Annotated in this window: 10 protein-coding genes; 3 read left to right on the forward strand and 7 right to left on the reverse strand. The window is 52.3% G+C overall.

What is annotated here, in order from left to right; translation table 11 throughout:
• Positions 1-29: 29 nt before the first annotated feature.
• From ACJ67_RS10235 to metE, 3 genes are all read right to left on the reverse strand, one after another.
• Entirely contained in the window at positions 30-881 is an 852-nt protein-coding gene (locus ACJ67_RS10235) for a FecR family protein (protein WP_049639876.1), read from the reverse strand.
• Entirely contained in the window at positions 878-1,390 is a 513-nt protein-coding gene (locus ACJ67_RS10240; protein WP_156171673.1) for an RNA polymerase sigma factor, read from the reverse strand. The genes ACJ67_RS10235 and ACJ67_RS10240 overlap by 4 nt, the downstream gene beginning before the upstream one ends.
• 182 nt (positions 1,391-1,572) lie before the next feature.
• Positions 1,573-3,864, reverse strand: a complete 2,292-nt coding sequence (gene metE / locus ACJ67_RS10245) for a 5-methyltetrahydropteroyltriglutamate--homocysteine S-methyltransferase (RefSeq protein ID WP_049638989.1) — start codon at positions 3,862-3,864, stop codon at positions 1,573-1,575.
• 104 nt (positions 3,865-3,968) lie between these two features.
• On the opposite strand from metE, the gene ACJ67_RS10250 reads away from it, so the two are divergent.
• Positions 3,969-4,847: a LysR family transcriptional regulator gene (locus ACJ67_RS10250; RefSeq protein ID WP_049638990.1), complete on the forward strand. Its 879-nt coding sequence runs from the start codon at positions 3,969-3,971 to the stop codon at positions 4,845-4,847.
• A 58-nt stretch (positions 4,848-4,905) separates the two neighbouring features.
• Here ACJ67_RS10250 and ACJ67_RS10255 read toward each other — a convergent pair whose 3' ends face one another.
• The 4 genes from ACJ67_RS10255 to ACJ67_RS10270 form a co-directional block, all read right to left on the reverse strand.
• The gene (locus tag ACJ67_RS10255) at positions 4,906-5,469 is read right to left on the reverse strand and encodes a hypothetical protein (protein ID WP_049638991.1); all 564 of its coding nucleotides are present in this window, start codon (positions 5,467-5,469) and stop codon (positions 4,906-4,908) included.
• 94 nt (positions 5,470-5,563) lie between these two features.
• Positions 5,564-6,946 carry an efflux transporter outer membrane subunit gene (locus ACJ67_RS10260; protein WP_049638992.1) on the reverse strand — a complete coding sequence of 461 codons (1,383 nt, stop codon included), beginning with the start codon at positions 6,944-6,946 and terminating at the stop codon, positions 5,564-5,566.
• Positions 6,936-10,046: a multidrug efflux RND transporter permease subunit gene (locus tag ACJ67_RS10265; RefSeq protein WP_049638993.1), complete on the reverse strand. Its 3,111-nt coding sequence runs from the start codon at positions 10,044-10,046 to the stop codon at positions 6,936-6,938. Before ACJ67_RS10265 ends, ACJ67_RS10260 begins: the two co-directional genes overlap by 11 nt.
• A gap of 57 nt (positions 10,047-10,103) precedes the next feature.
• A complete protein-coding gene (locus ACJ67_RS10270; RefSeq protein WP_049638994.1) occupies positions 10,104-11,267 on the reverse strand; it encodes an efflux RND transporter periplasmic adaptor subunit in 1,164 nt (387 codons plus the stop codon).
• 127 nt (positions 11,268-11,394) lie between these two features.
• Here ACJ67_RS10270 and ACJ67_RS10275 point away from each other — a divergent pair, with 127 nt between their 5' ends.
• Positions 11,395-12,006: a TetR family transcriptional regulator gene (locus ACJ67_RS10275; protein WP_049639878.1), complete on the forward strand. Its 612-nt coding sequence runs from the start codon at positions 11,395-11,397 to the stop codon at positions 12,004-12,006.
• Positions 12,007-12,218: 212 nt separating this feature from the next.
• Positions 12,219-13,922 (forward strand): YbaL family putative K(+) efflux transporter, encoded by a 1,704-nt coding sequence (gene ybaL / locus ACJ67_RS10280; protein ID WP_049638995.1) that lies wholly within the window; start codon positions 12,219-12,221, stop codon positions 13,920-13,922.
• The last annotated feature ends 82 nt before the right edge of the window (positions 13,923-14,004 follow it).

The raw sequence follows: 14,004 nt of genomic DNA on the forward strand, positions 1-14,004 counted from the left end.
TCCGATTAAAAAATTTTAGATCATGATGATTAACGGTGCCTGATGACCACAGACTGGTCCGCGTGCCTTTCAACGCGTACCGGCAATATCTCGGACAAGACATCAATCAGCGCATCAATGCCGTGAATGTCATATTCACCTGATAACTGGTACTGCCCCACATGCGAGTCTGCAATTTGAATCTGGCCCGCATGGTAGCGCTGCAACTCAGCCACAACTGCACTCAAGGGTTGGGCGTCAAACATTAATCGCCCTTGCTGCCAGGCCGTGGCTGACTCTGCCGAGATGTGACGTATATCCGAAAGTGCACCGGCCTCTGAGCGTAGTGTTTGATGATGGCTTAGCACCTGTTTGGCTGTGCCAGTGATCACTTCTACCAACCCTTCTATCACGGTGACTTCGGCACCATGAGCGGTATTGCGCACATTAAAGACGGTCCCAATATCCCTGATGGTGGTCTGGTAGGCGTACACAGTGAACGGACGCCAGCCATGCTGCACGCGGAACAGCGCTTCCCCCTGCGGCAATCGCAGTTGGCGCGAATAAAGATGCTGCTCGACGACCAGTAGGCTATTGGTATTCAGGGTGACCTCGCTACCATCTTTTAAATGGTAAGTGGCTTGCTGGCCCACTGCCGTTTGCATTGATTCACGTTGCAATACCGGATCTATATACCAGCTCAAAGCCAGTGCCAGGCAGGAGGCAACTACGCCCGCTGTTTTCTTTAACCCGCGTTGACGCCGCGTCTGCCGTTTGGCTTCACGCAGAATCTCCTCGCGTGAAGGAAAATGCTCGCGTAACGCCAGAGTATATGGGCTTAAGTGATCCTCGCCTGCGAATGGTTCTGGCCGGGACAGCTCATCATGACGTATATTCATCATGCCGCCACCCCCCATTGTTGCTCTATGCTGGTCATGGCCTTGGTGAAATGCTGCGTGACCATATTGCGTGAAATGCCCAGCTCGTTTGCAATTTCCTGTTGCGGCATATCGTGCAGCCTGTGCAACAAAAACACTTGCCGCTGGCGTGCTGGTAAAGCTTCAATAATGCGTTTCAATGCTTCCAGCCGTTGCACAAAATGTAGCACCCGTTCGCCATCCACATGGTGGCTATGGCTCGCCATGGTTTGCATGTCATTCAAGTGGATTTGCTGGGTCTGGTACTGGCGGTAGCGGTCAATTGCCCGGTGGTTGGAAAGTTTGCGCAGAAAAGCCATGGGCGTATGCACGGTGGTGGTCAGCGGTCGCTCCATGAGCTCCACGCATACATCGTGTACCACATCACGGGCAAAATGATGGTCACCAAAGCGACGCTTCACATAGTTGATCAGCTCGTCATAGTGATAGACCAGCGCGACCACAAGCTTGGAGTTTTCAGGATGTTGCAGCACAGCAATCAGCAGAAATTGGAAATAGCTGCTATGTTAACGGCCTCCGCGCCAAAATTCAAATGAAAATCATTATCAATTATATCAAGAAAAGAAAATTTGCCACATCACGAGACTTGCAAAGAAAAACCCGGACACATGTAAAAAGTGTCCGGGTCGCTAGTACCACAATAAATCAGATCGAATTATGCAGCTGCACGCAAGGTTTTGGCTGCGGCCACCATATTACTTAATGCAGGCAACACCTCTGCCCACTGGCGGGTTTTCAAGCCACAGTCCGGGTTCACCCACAACCGCTCAGCCGGAATTCGCTCAGCTGCCTTTTGCATGAGTTGCACGATATGGTCCTCGGTCGGGATATTCGGCGAATGGATGTCATACACACCTGGCCCGATCTCGTTCGGGTAGTTAAAGTTGTCGAATGCATCCAGCAGCTCCATGTCGGAACGTGAAGTTTCAATCGTGATCACGTCGGCATCCATCTCGGCTATCGAGGCGATGATGTCATTAAACTCGGAGTAACACATATGCGTATGAATCTGTGTTTCATCCGCCACGCCGTTGGCGGTAATGCGGAAAGATTCTACCGCCCAGTTCAGGTACTCTTTCCACTGCGACTTGCGTAATGGCAGGCCTTCGCGCAAGGCTGCTTCGTCAATCTGGATAACGCTAATGCCAGCCTTTTCCAGATCCAGCACTTCCTCACGGATTGCCAGCGCCAGTTGGTAGCAACTCACTGCACGCGGCTGGTCATCGCGCACGAAGGACCAGTTCAGAATCGTCACCGGGCCAGTCAGCATGCCTTTCATCGGCTTGCTGGTCAGCGACTGGGCATACTTGATCCACTCTACGGTCATTGCCTTAGGTCGACTGATATCGCCAAACAGAATCGGCGGTTTGACACAACGTGAACCATAAGACTGCACCCAGCCAAACTGGCTAAAGGCATAACCCTCCAGCTGTTCGCCAAAATATTCCACCATGTCGTTACGCTCAGCCTCGCCATGCACCAAGACATCCAGGCCCAGTGCTTCCTGCTCACGCACACTGCGTTCGATTTCAGCTTTCATTTCCGCCTGATATGCCGCATGATCAATCTCGCCAGCCTTGAACTGGCTGCGTGCCTGGCGGATTTCTGTCGTTTGCGGGAATGAACCGATAGTGGTGGTTGGATACTTGGGCAGTTTAAGCAAAGCAGCCTGTTTCGCTGCGCGCTGCACATACGTATTCTGCCGCTGCCCCAGTTGTGGTGTCAGTGTTTCCAGTGCAGCTTTCACCTGCGGATTATGCACTCGCTTGGAGCTACGGCGCGCCTCAATCGCCACCTGGTTCACTGCCAGGGCCACTTTCACAGCATCCCGCCCATGGTTCAATGCGGTCGCCAACACCTGCAACTCCTCGAGCTTTTGTTTGGCAAAAGCCAGCCAGGACTTGATCTCAGACTCCAGCTTCACTTCGCTATCCAGATCCACCGGCACATGTAGTAAAGAGCATGAAGGTGCGAGCCACAAGCGCTCACCCAAGCGTTCGGCAATGGGCTCCAGCCAGTCCAGCGTCGCGCTCAAGTCGGTTTTCCAGATATTGCGGCCATTAATCACACCAATTGAAAGCACTTTATGCGCAGGCAGCTGGTTAATCAGTGGCACGATTTCACTGCGTGCATTGATCGCATCCACATGCAAGCCAGCCACAGGCAGGTTCGCTGCCAGATATTGGTTATCGGCTAACTGGCCAAAGTAGGTTGCGACCAGCAACTTCACGCGGCTGCTCTTTAATTGGTGATAGGCCAGGTTAAACGCATGCTGCCATTGTGCATCCAGTTCAGTGCCCAGAATAGGTTCATCAACCTGCACCCACTCTACGCCCTGGGCTGCCAGGGTTTCCAGCAACTCGGTATATACATTTAACAACTGTGGCAGGAGTGCCAGCCGGTCAGAATCATCCTTGGCTTTACCAATCCCCAGGTAAGTCACTGGGCCAATAATCACAGGCTTAGCGTTGATATTTTGCGTTTTGGCCTCAGCCAATTGCTCCAGCAAACGGCTGGCATCCAGCTTAAACTGCGTCTCTGCAGTAAACTCCGGCACGATATAGTGATAATTGGTATCAAACCACTTGGTCATCTCGCCTGCCGCCACGCCGCCGCAGCATTGCGCATGCGCTTCGGCAGATTCCGCAGAACGGCCACGTGCCACACGGAAATAGTTATCCAGCGGGTCGCCGTGAAAATCCTGTACGCGGGCTGGCAAATTACCAAGCGTAAAGCTCATGTCCAGCACCTGGTCATAAAAGGCAAAATCGCCTACCGGTATAAAATCCAGATTGGATTGCAGCGCCCAGTTTCCCTGGCGCAGACTCTTACCCACCTGCTTTAAATCGTCTAAAGAAGATTGGCCTTTCCAATAGGCTTCTAAAGCAAACTTCAGTTCGCGCTTGGCCCCTATGCGCGGAAAGCCAAGGTTATGTGTGGTGATCATCATGGGTTCCTTAACAAATCAGAACCCGCATTCTAGGAAACACAAACCATGAAGTAAAATGGTATTATTTCAACAATCAATTAATTTTATTCATATATCAAAACATGATTGAACGTATCCACTTAGCCATTATTCGCGAAGTTGAGCAACAAGGTTCATTGACAGCCGCCGCTGAAAAGCTGTTTCTGACCCAATCGGCCCTCAGCCACTCAATGAAAAAACTGGAGCAACAACTAGGGACGGATATCTGGCTTCGTGAAGGCCGCAGCCTGCGCCTGACCCAGGCCGGGCAATACCTGCTGGCAGTGGCTAATCGACTATTACCGCAGCTCTCTCTCGCCGAAGAGCGCCTGCGCCAATTTGCGCAGGGCGAACGCGGCACCTTGCGTATCGGCATGGAGTGCCATCCGTGCTATCAATGGCTGCTCAAGGTGGTATCACCTTATTTGGCCGACTGGCCGGATGTGGATGTAGACGTCAAACAGAAATTCCAGTTTGGCGGCATAGGCGCCTTGTTTGGCTATGAGATTGATATGCTGGTCACGCCTGACCCGCTGTATAAACCCGGCCTAATGTTTCAACCCGTGTTTGATTACGAACAGGTATTGGTTGTCCATCGCCAACATACCTTAGCGCAAACGGAATACGTGACGCCCGCACAACTCAGCAGCGAAACGCTCATTACCTACCCGGTAGACATAGACCGACTCGATATTTACAACCAGTTTCTGCAACCGGCAGGCATCAGCCCGCATCTGCATAAACCGATTGAGACCACCGACATCATGCTACAAATGGTCGCCAGCGGCCGTGGTGTCGCCGCCCTGCCGCGCTGGCTAGTGGAGGAATATCAACACCGGTTTGATGTGGTGCCAGTCAAGCTTGGCAAACAAGGCATTGCCAAGCAGATTTACCTGGGGATACGGGAAGCTGATGTGCAGATTGATTATGTGCAGGCGTTTATTGATTTGGCGCAGAAATAGTTTTACCGCGTGGGCAACAAGTTACCCACCCTACCTGGCTTTACTCTGCCTTCAAATTTTAATTTTTTTCCAGATCACTTACAGCTGTTAGGTCTACCGTCGGCAACGCTCTCAAGGCTTGATAGGTTGATTGCATTTCATTAGTTGTTGCCTGATAGTTTCGAACTACTTTCTTTACAGACCAATGCCATATTGCACTTCTGTGCTGCAAGGTAGTTGAAAAGTCTGCAGTGTAATCTCCCAAGTAATATGCTTGATTAGCTTTTAATTCGAAAGATTGTAAGTCAGTTCCATCGTAAGCTTCCCGCCCCATGACATATCCATCAACATCAGAATATATAAGCTCTTTTAGACTGCAATTTGCGGGTTTCAACTTCAACGCAAACACTGGACTAGCGTTATAAAACTTAAGATTGTAGTGACTGCCATCGTCGCATTTAATGACAAAACCCATGCTTATTTGACCATCCAAAGATAGCACTCCACTTGGAGCATCAATATAAAATCTCCCATAGAGATAAGCTGAAGAATGATCAATTGCTTCCGTTGGTAGCGCCCTCTTTGTGTAATTGGCACAGCCTGCAAGGAAAATTAGGGTAATTATTGCTAATCTTTGCATCATAAATTAATTGCGGGGTTTGGGGCCAGAGTAAAAACAGATTGAGACCATCCTAAGACACCAGCATAAACCCGTCAATCATACCTTTTGTGAAACCTCAATTCCCACCCAGCGCTTTATACAAGCCTACCTGATTCTGCAACGCCTGCTGCTGAATCTGCACGGCTTGCGACTGCGCATCCAACACGCTGCGTTGGGCATCGAGCAACTCCAGATACGTCACCAGTCCCTGATCAAGCTTGCGTTTCACCAATTGCAAGCGACTGCTCTCCAGCTCTCGCAAACGTTCTCTGGCGGCAAACTCTTCGGCAATCACTGTGCGCGTACTCAGTACATCCATGACTTCTTTAAACGCGGTCTGGATGGTTTTTTCGTAATTCACGACCTCGATATGCTGGCGCGCTTCGGCCAGTTTGAGGCTGGCTTTATTTCGGCCATAGTTAAAAATAGGGATGATCAGTTGCGGGCTAAAGGCCCAGTAGTTGCTGCCGGTATCCGAGAACAGTTTTGCGAAGTCTGAGTTGACAAGGCCAACATTGGTGGTGAGTTGCAGGCGTGGGTAAAACGCGGCCCGTGCTGCGCCGATATTGGCGTTGGCAGCTTTGAGCTGATGCTCGGCGGCGCGGATATCGGGTCGGCGGGTGAGTAAAGTTGATGGCAAACCAGGTGTCACGTCGGCCAGTTTTAATGCCTCAAGCGGTTTGACTGGCAACGGCGTGCTTTGCGAAGGCTCGCCCAGCAGTAAATACAGGGCATTTTTTGTGGTGGCCAGCTGGCGTTGCCATTGCGCGAGCTGTGCCTGCACCTGCTCGACTTGAATTTGCGCGGCTTTGACATCTAGCACTTGGTCCAGCCCGGCATCGAAACGGCGCTGGGTGCGTTGCAACATTTGCTGCCGGTCAGCCAGGGTTTGCTGGGTGACTTTGAGCTGTGCATGAATGGCCAGGTAATTCACATACTGCGTGGCAATTTCAGTAATCAAGGTCGCCTGCACGGCTTGCCGGTTTTCAGTCACGGCGAGATATTGCTCGAGTGCAGATTGCGTCAGGCTTTTGACGCGGCCAAACACATCGATTTCATATTCGCTAATGCCTACACCCACCCTGAACAGCTCAGCCTCAAACGCCTGGCTGGAGCTGAATACGGTGCGGCTGCGGTCGTAATTCAGGTTGCCCTGAACAGTCGGCAGCCGGTCTGCTTTTTGCACGCCATAAGTCGCCTTGGCTTCGTCCATGCGTAATACCGCAGTTTTGAGGTCGCGGTTATGCTGCAAGCCAACCTGTATCAGTTTCTGCAAGTCGGCATCAGGGAAGTAGGTTTGCCAGGTGAGTGGTGGCGTTTCGGCCACTGTCTCATTGACTCGCTGGCCAGGATAGGTTTCTGGTACCGGTGCAGCAGGCCTGAAATACTCAGGCACCAGCGAACAGCTACTGATGGCAAATGCCAGCGCGAGAATGAGGGAAATACGACTAAACTTCATGTGACACCCTTTGCTGTGCGGCCGGTTTTTTCATCCAGCGCCCCACCACAATAAAAAATAACGGCACAAAAAAGATAGCGAGCAAGGTGGCAGTGATGATGCCGCCAAGCACACTGGTGCCGATGGCAATTTGTGCGCCTGAGGCTGCGCCACTGGAGAATGCCAGCGGAATCACGCCCACACCAAAGGCCAGCGAGGTCATGACAATCGGGCGCAGACGCTCTTTGGCCGCCAGCAAGCTGGCTTCGATTAACGGCATGCCTTGTAGTACGTGTTCGCGCGCAAACTCGACAATCAGGATGGCATTTTTCGCGGACAAGCCAATCGTGGCAATCAGACCCACCTTGAAGTAAATGTCATTTGGTAAACCTCTAATCGTCACTCCGAGCAAGGCACCTAGAACACCCAATGGCACCACCAGGATAACTGCAAATGGAATCGCCCAGCTTTCATACAAAGCAGCCAGTACAAGGAAAACCACCAGAATGGACAAGCCAAACAGCAAGCTGGCTTGACTGCCGGATTGTTTTTCCTCCAGCGACTGCCCTGCCCATTCAAAACCGATGCCTTTACCCAGGCCTTGCACCAGTTTTTCTATGGTCTGCATGGCTTCACCACTACTGTAACCAGGAGCGGCACCGCCATTGATGTTGAAGGAGGGGAAGCCGTTAAAGCGCGTGCGCTGTGGGCTCCCCATGGCCCAGTCTAGCGTCATGATGGAAGCCAGTGGTACCAGGCTGCCATCCTTAGCTTTGAGGCGGATTTTCTTGATATCTTCCAGCGTCTGGCGCTGCTTGCCATCGGCTTGCACAATAATCCGGCGCACCTGGTTGCCGTAGACGAAATCACCCAGATAGTTAGATCCTAGCAAGGTAGCCAGTGAGTCATTGATTTCATCCAGCGAAATACCCAGCGCATTGGCTTTGCTACGGTTGAGTTGCATATTGACCACGGGCGTATCGTACAACCCGGCGAACAATACATTGGCCAGCTCAGGATGCTTGGCGGACTCTGCCAGCAATTGATCACGCGCTTTCATTAATGTCTCAATACCGACACTGGCGCGGTCGACCAGGCGCATATCGAATCCACCCACGCTGCCAAGCTCAGGCAATGGCGGCGCATTCATGGCAAAAATAGTTAAATTAGGTCGTCCATAAAACTGCTGATTGACCCGGTTGACGATGGCCTGCACCTGTTGCTCCGGGTTGGGCCGCTCGGCCCAGTCTTTGAGCGTGATAAACAGCATGCCGCTATTGGTGCTGGTGCCGTAGAAACTAAAGCCACTCACCTCAAAAATAATATCCACCGGTTCATGCTCTTGAATATAACGGCTCATATCGCCGAGCACCTCAGCGGTTTCTGCCAGGGTAGCGCCTTGTGGCAATGACACCATGACCATAAAGTTACCCTGGTCTTCTTCTGGCAAAAACGCGCCTGGCAATCGCGTGAATAACCAGACGACCAGCCCCACAATCAAGGCAAACACAGCGAGCCAGCGCAGTGGCTTTTTGAGCAAGCGCCCGGTCAGGCCAGTGTAGCGTTCAGTCATGCATTTGAAACTGCGGTTAAACCAGACGAAAAACCGAGCCTTGGGGCTGGACTCATGTCGCAGTAGCGTCACGCACAAAGCAGGGGTAAGCGAGAGCGCCAGAAACGCCGAAAAGCTGATGGAGACAGACAAAGCTAATGAAAACTGGCGGTAAATATTGCCTACCGCGCCACTGAAAAACGCCATGGGGATAAACACAGACACAAGTACTGCGGTAATCCCGACCACAGCACCGCTGATTTGCGACATGGCCTTGATGGTGGCATCACGGGCAGACAGACCCTCCTCCACAATCAGACGCTCGACGTTTTCCACCACCACAATCGCATCGTCGACCAGAATACCAATCGCCAGCACCACGCCGAACATGGTCAGCACATTGATGGAATACCCCAGCCAGTACATGACGGCAAAGGTGCCCAACAGGGCAATGGGTACCACGATGGTGGGGATCAGCGTCGCCCGCAGGTTCTGCATAAATAAATACATGACCACAAACACCAGCAACACGGCCTCTACCAGTGTCTGGATCACTTTTTTAATCGAGATCGACACAAAGGCTGATGAGTCATAAGACAGCTGGAACATGACGTTAGGCGGGAAATACGGCTGCATGTTCTCCATGGCCTCTTTCACGCGCTTGATGGTTTCAACGGCATTGGAACCAGGTGCCAGCTTGATCGCCATGCCGGCCGCATTTTTGCCATTGACGCGGGAGCTGTAGGTGTAGTCACTGCTGCCCAGCTCTACCCGCGCGACATCTTTCACCAGCAAGGCTGAACCATCGGCCTGGCTGCGAATAGGCACATTGGCAAAATCTTCCACGGTCTTGAGCGTGGCCTCAGCCTCCAGGGAGACGCTGAGCGGGGCGCCTTCGGGCACACCGCTGGCGCCTACCTGCCCCAGTGTGAGGCGGGTATTGTAGCTACGCAAAGCATTGGAAATTTCGGTGATGCTGACATTCAGGCCTGCCATTTTTTGCGGGTCCGGCCAGATGCGCATCGCATATTCGGGGCTGAAAGACTGCACCTTGCCTACGCCTTGCACACGCTTGAGGGTAGGCATCACTGTGGCTGAAGACAACTCGCCAAGGTCAATTTCACTGTAGCGGTTATCCTCCGACGTCAGGGATACGATCAGCTGGAAACTATCCGCTGACTTCTCCACCATGATGCCGCTACGGCGAACGATTTCTGGCAAGCGGACTTCCACACTTTTGAGCCGGTTTTGCACATCAACGGCCGCCAGGTCAGGATTGGTGCCCTGCTTGAAGGTGACACTGACAGACGCCATGCCAAAGTTGCTGGTGGCAGACACATACATCAGCCCTGGCATACCATTCATTTCACGCTCGATAATCGAGGTCACGGTTTCTTCAACCACCTTGGCCGAGGCACCGGGATAAGTGGCAGCAATATTCACCACCGGCGGCGCAATGTCAGGATATTGCGCAATCGGTAATTGTTTGATGGAGATCAGGCCCGCCAGCACAATCAGGATGGCAATCACCCAGGCAAAGATGGGGCGATCAATAAAAAAACGACTCATGGTTTGGCTTTCTCTAGATTGCCTGTTAAATAAACAGCCTGATAAATAGACTGCCCGTTAAGAGGCCAGCGCTTTCGTGATCTTGTCTTTGGCATTCACCAGCTTGGGCGTCACCTTGGTGCCTGCCGTTTGCGTGGCGGCATTGGTGACGACAACACGCTCACCCGGCTTGAGGCCGTGCTCAACCACCCATTGTTTATCGACCACGCTCCCGGTTTGCACTTCGCGGGATTCCAGCTCGTTCTTGGCATTGACTACCCAGACGCGGGCCGAAAACTGATCGCGGATCAAGGCATCCCGGGGCAGCAGGATAGCGTTGGGATTGGTCGCCTGGCGGATTTTGAGGCGTACATAGGCGCCAGGCATCAGTTCTTGCTGTGGATTGTCGAAAATAGCCCGCATCACCACCGAGTCTGTGGTCTGGTTGACGGAAACATCCGAAAATGAGAGCTTGCCCACACTTGGGTACAGCGAACCATCAGGCAGCAACAATTCAATTTTGAACCGGCCGTCATTGCCCTTGAGTTGTCCATCGCGCAAGGCTTTACGCAGCGCAAATACTTCGGAGGATGACTGAGCAAAGTTAACGTAGACCGGATTCACCTGTTCTACCGTGGTCAGGTGAGTCGCTTCATCTTTACCAACCAATGCACCTTCGGTCACCAGCGCACGACGGGCCACACCATCAATCGGCGCGGTCACATTGGCGTATCCCAGATCCAGCTTGGCGCGGTTCAATTTGGCTTGTGCTGACGCCACTTCAGCCTTGGCTAACTGCGCTTCTGCCTGCGCTGCCCGATAGTCGCGCTGACTCACCGATTGGTCGCCAACCAGTGCCTGGTAGCGCTGTAATTTGTCGTTCGCGTTCACCAGGTTAGCCTCAGTCCTTGCCAATTCTGCCTCTGCTTCCAGCTTACTGGCCTGTAGCTGCTCAGGGTTGATTTGGAATAAGGGTGTCCCGGCTTTGACTACCTGCCCTTCCTGATACAGGCGTTTGGCTACAATACCCGAGACACGTGCTCTCACCTCAGCGATGCGGTAGGCTTCAACGCGCCCTGGCAACTCCACTTCATCGGGAATATCAGCGACCTGGACGGCCACCACTTCCACTTCAGGGGCAACCGTTGCAGCCTGGGTGGACTCCTGGGGTTTGCTGCAGGCTGATAACTGCAATAACACAAACGTGGAGACTAAGGCCGTACTGACAGAAAATCTGGACATGAAAATGACTTCTTACTATATGGACATCAATATTCTATCTGCACCCCAATAATTAATCAATCATGACTGATTAATTATTTTTTGATATCATAGCCATATTGTTTGATGGATGATCCGCCTAGAAATCATGGCCAGAAAAACCAAAGAAGACGCACAAAAAAGCCGCGACCAGATACTGGATGCGGCAGAGCATGTGTTTTACCGCAAAGGCTTTACCCTGGCGACCATGGCAGACATTGCCGAGGCCGCACAACTGTCTCGCGGCGCCGTGTATGGCCATTACAAGGGCAAACTCGAAGTCGCCACCGCCATGGCCGAGCGCGTGATTCAGCAAGCTTCTCCCTTTCAGGCAGACGTCGCACTCAGTGCGCTCAAAAATCTAAAACAGTATTGCTTACAGGAAGTCCGCAGTTATATCGAACCCAGCTCTATCCAGCGCGTGCTGTTCTTTTTGTATGTGGGCATTGATGACTCGCCTGAGTTACTGCAACTGCGCTTTGACTGGGAGAAAAAACGCATTACGCAGATCAGCCAGTTGCTCACCCAGGCCATGACGAATGGGGAGCTGCCTGCTGACATCGATTTTGATTTAATCAATCTGTATTGCCAGTCGGTGATCGAGGGCGTGTTCAGCATTGTCTACTTTGGCAGCATGAGCGAAAGCGAGCGCTGGCAGCGTGCAGAACAACTTTGTACTTACAGCTTGCAACGCTTGTCCATGCCGCTTTCGCCACCTTGATCCAGCACATTGGATCCAGCACATTGCTCATTGACGAGCCATGGCCTCTTGCTGCAAGATAAAAGCAAATATATTGATTTCAATCTAACTTTCTGGCCTGTACAAGGTCAGTCAGAGTGGTTGCGCTCATTGCGGTCAACATCTGATCACTGATCGCGACTACCACTTTGTGCATGTCTGCGCGAATAAAAAAACTTAAAGAAACCTTTGCTATGGACCATAACCTGACCTTAATCACAACCCTTGCCGTCGCATTTGCGCTGGCACTGGTATTTGGGCTGATCGCTGAAAAACTCAAATTGCCCGCCCTGATTGGCTATTTGCTGGCTGGCATCATGATTGGCCCGGCGACGCCTGGCTTTGTGGCCGATATTGAAATTGCCTCACAGCTCTCAGAGATTGGCGTCATGTTATTGATGTTTGGCGTCGGCTTACATTTTTCGGTACAAGACCTGCTCTCGGTCCGGCGTATTGCCTTACCCGGCGCACTGGCACAAATGACGCTGGCAACGTTATTGGGCATGCTGGTCGCCTGTAGCTGGCACTGGAGCTTGGGCGAAGGCCTGGTGTTTGGCTTATCCCTGTCATGTGCGAGTACCGTGGTCTTGCTCAAGGCGCTGGAGTCGCGCCGCATTCTGGAAAGCATGAATGGCAAAATTGCCGTGGGCTGGCTGGTTGTGGAAGACATGGTGACGGTATTGGTATTGGTGCTGATGCCCGCTTTGGCAGGCGTGCTGGGCGGCACCCAAAACGAAGCCACGAATGTCACGGCGATCTGGGAAACGATAGGCATGACCTTGCTCGAAGTGGCCGGGTTTATTGCCATCATGCTGGTGGTCGGCAAGCGCGTGCTGCCCTGGTTACTGTGGTACGTCGCTGGCACTGGCTCGCGTGAACTGTTCACGCTGACTGTGATCGCGGTGGCGATCGGTGTCGCATTTTTTGCCTCATCCTTATTTAATGTTTCATTCGCATTGGGCGCGTTTTTTGCGGGCATGATCATGCGCGAATCAGAGTACAGTCACCGTGCTGCAGAAGATTCGCTGCCGTTCCGTGATGCGTTTGCCGTGCTGTTTTTTGTCTCTGTGGGCATGTTGTTTGATCCGGGTATTTTGATCCATCAGCCCGCACAGGTATTGTCGGTGGTGGCCATCATCATTTTGGGTAAATCACTGGCAGCGGTCGCCATTGTGCTGGCCTTACGTTATCCCTTAAATACGGCGTTGACGGTGGCTGCCAGCCTTGGGCAAATCGGTGAGTTCTCATTTATTTTGGCTGGACTGGGCGTGTCGCTCAACTTGATGTCTCCCGATGGCATGAGCCTGGTGTTGGCTGGCGCGCTGATTTCCATTGCGCTCAATCCGCTGGTATTTGCGTCTATCAAGCCATTGACCAACTGGATTGTGAATAAATCAGACTTGGCCAGAAGTCTTTCGCTACGCATGGATCCTTATGGTGAATTACCCATGACCACAGAGCGAAAGTTCCTGGAGGGACAGGCGGTACTGGTTGGCTATGGCCGCGTTGGTAAACGCATTGCACAATCGCTCACATACGCTGGCATCCCGTTTGTGGTCGCCGAACAAAACCGTGAAGTGGTGGAAAAACTGCGCAAACAGGGTCAGCCTGCGGTCTCCGGGAACGCTGCCGACCCGATGGTATTGATCCAGGCGCATATTGCCAATGCCTCCATGCTGATCATTGCTACACCGGATGCCATGCATATCCGCAAAATGGTGGAGATCGCCAAACAGCTCAAACCGGACATTGAAGTGGTGATCCGTACCCATCATGAAGATGAGTATCAACGTCTGCAAAAAGAGTTGGGAAGCAGCGAAGCGGTGTTTTTTGGCGAGGAGGAACTGGCCAAAGGTATGGCGGCACACGTGTTGCAGCGCTACGAGCGTGCCGTTTAATCTGTCGCACGGAGAATCCCGGATACGCCAATTAACGTATGGCAAGCGCACCCTCCTGACGTTAAATTACCACCAAGGTTAT

It is taken from the genome of Methylophilus sp. TWE2, assembly GCF_001183865.1.
Taxonomy (GTDB): Bacteria; Pseudomonadota; Gammaproteobacteria; order Burkholderiales; family Methylophilaceae; genus Methylophilus.

Excerpts from the sequence above, each read along its gene's own strand:
- ACJ67_RS10235 (WP_049639876.1), bottom strand. The coding sequence starts at position 881 with ATGATGAATATACGTCATGATGAGCTGTCCCGGCCAGAACCATTCGCA.
- metE (WP_049638989.1), bottom strand. The coding sequence starts at position 3,864 with ATGATCACCACACATAACCTTGGCTTTCCGCGCATAGGGGCCAAGCGC.
- ACJ67_RS10250 (WP_049638990.1), top strand. The coding sequence starts at position 3,969 with ATGATTGAACGTATCCACTTAGCCATTATTCGCGAAGTTGAGCAACAA.
- ACJ67_RS10255 (WP_049638991.1), bottom strand. The coding sequence starts at position 5,469 with ATGATGCAAAGATTAGCAATAATTACCCTAATTTTCCTTGCAGGCTGT.
- ACJ67_RS10260 (WP_049638992.1), bottom strand. The coding sequence starts at position 6,946 with ATGAAGTTTAGTCGTATTTCCCTCATTCTCGCGCTGGCATTTGCCATC.
- ACJ67_RS10265 (WP_049638993.1), bottom strand. The coding sequence starts at position 10,046 with ATGAGTCGTTTTTTTATTGATCGCCCCATCTTTGCCTGGGTGATTGCC.
- ACJ67_RS10270 (WP_049638994.1), bottom strand. The coding sequence starts at position 11,267 with ATGTCCAGATTTTCTGTCAGTACGGCCTTAGTCTCCACGTTTGTGTTA.
- ACJ67_RS10275 (WP_049639878.1), top strand. The coding sequence starts at position 11,395 with ATGGCCAGAAAAACCAAAGAAGACGCACAAAAAAGCCGCGACCAGATA.
- ybaL (WP_049638995.1), top strand. The coding sequence starts at position 12,219 with ATGGACCATAACCTGACCTTAATCACAACCCTTGCCGTCGCATTTGCG.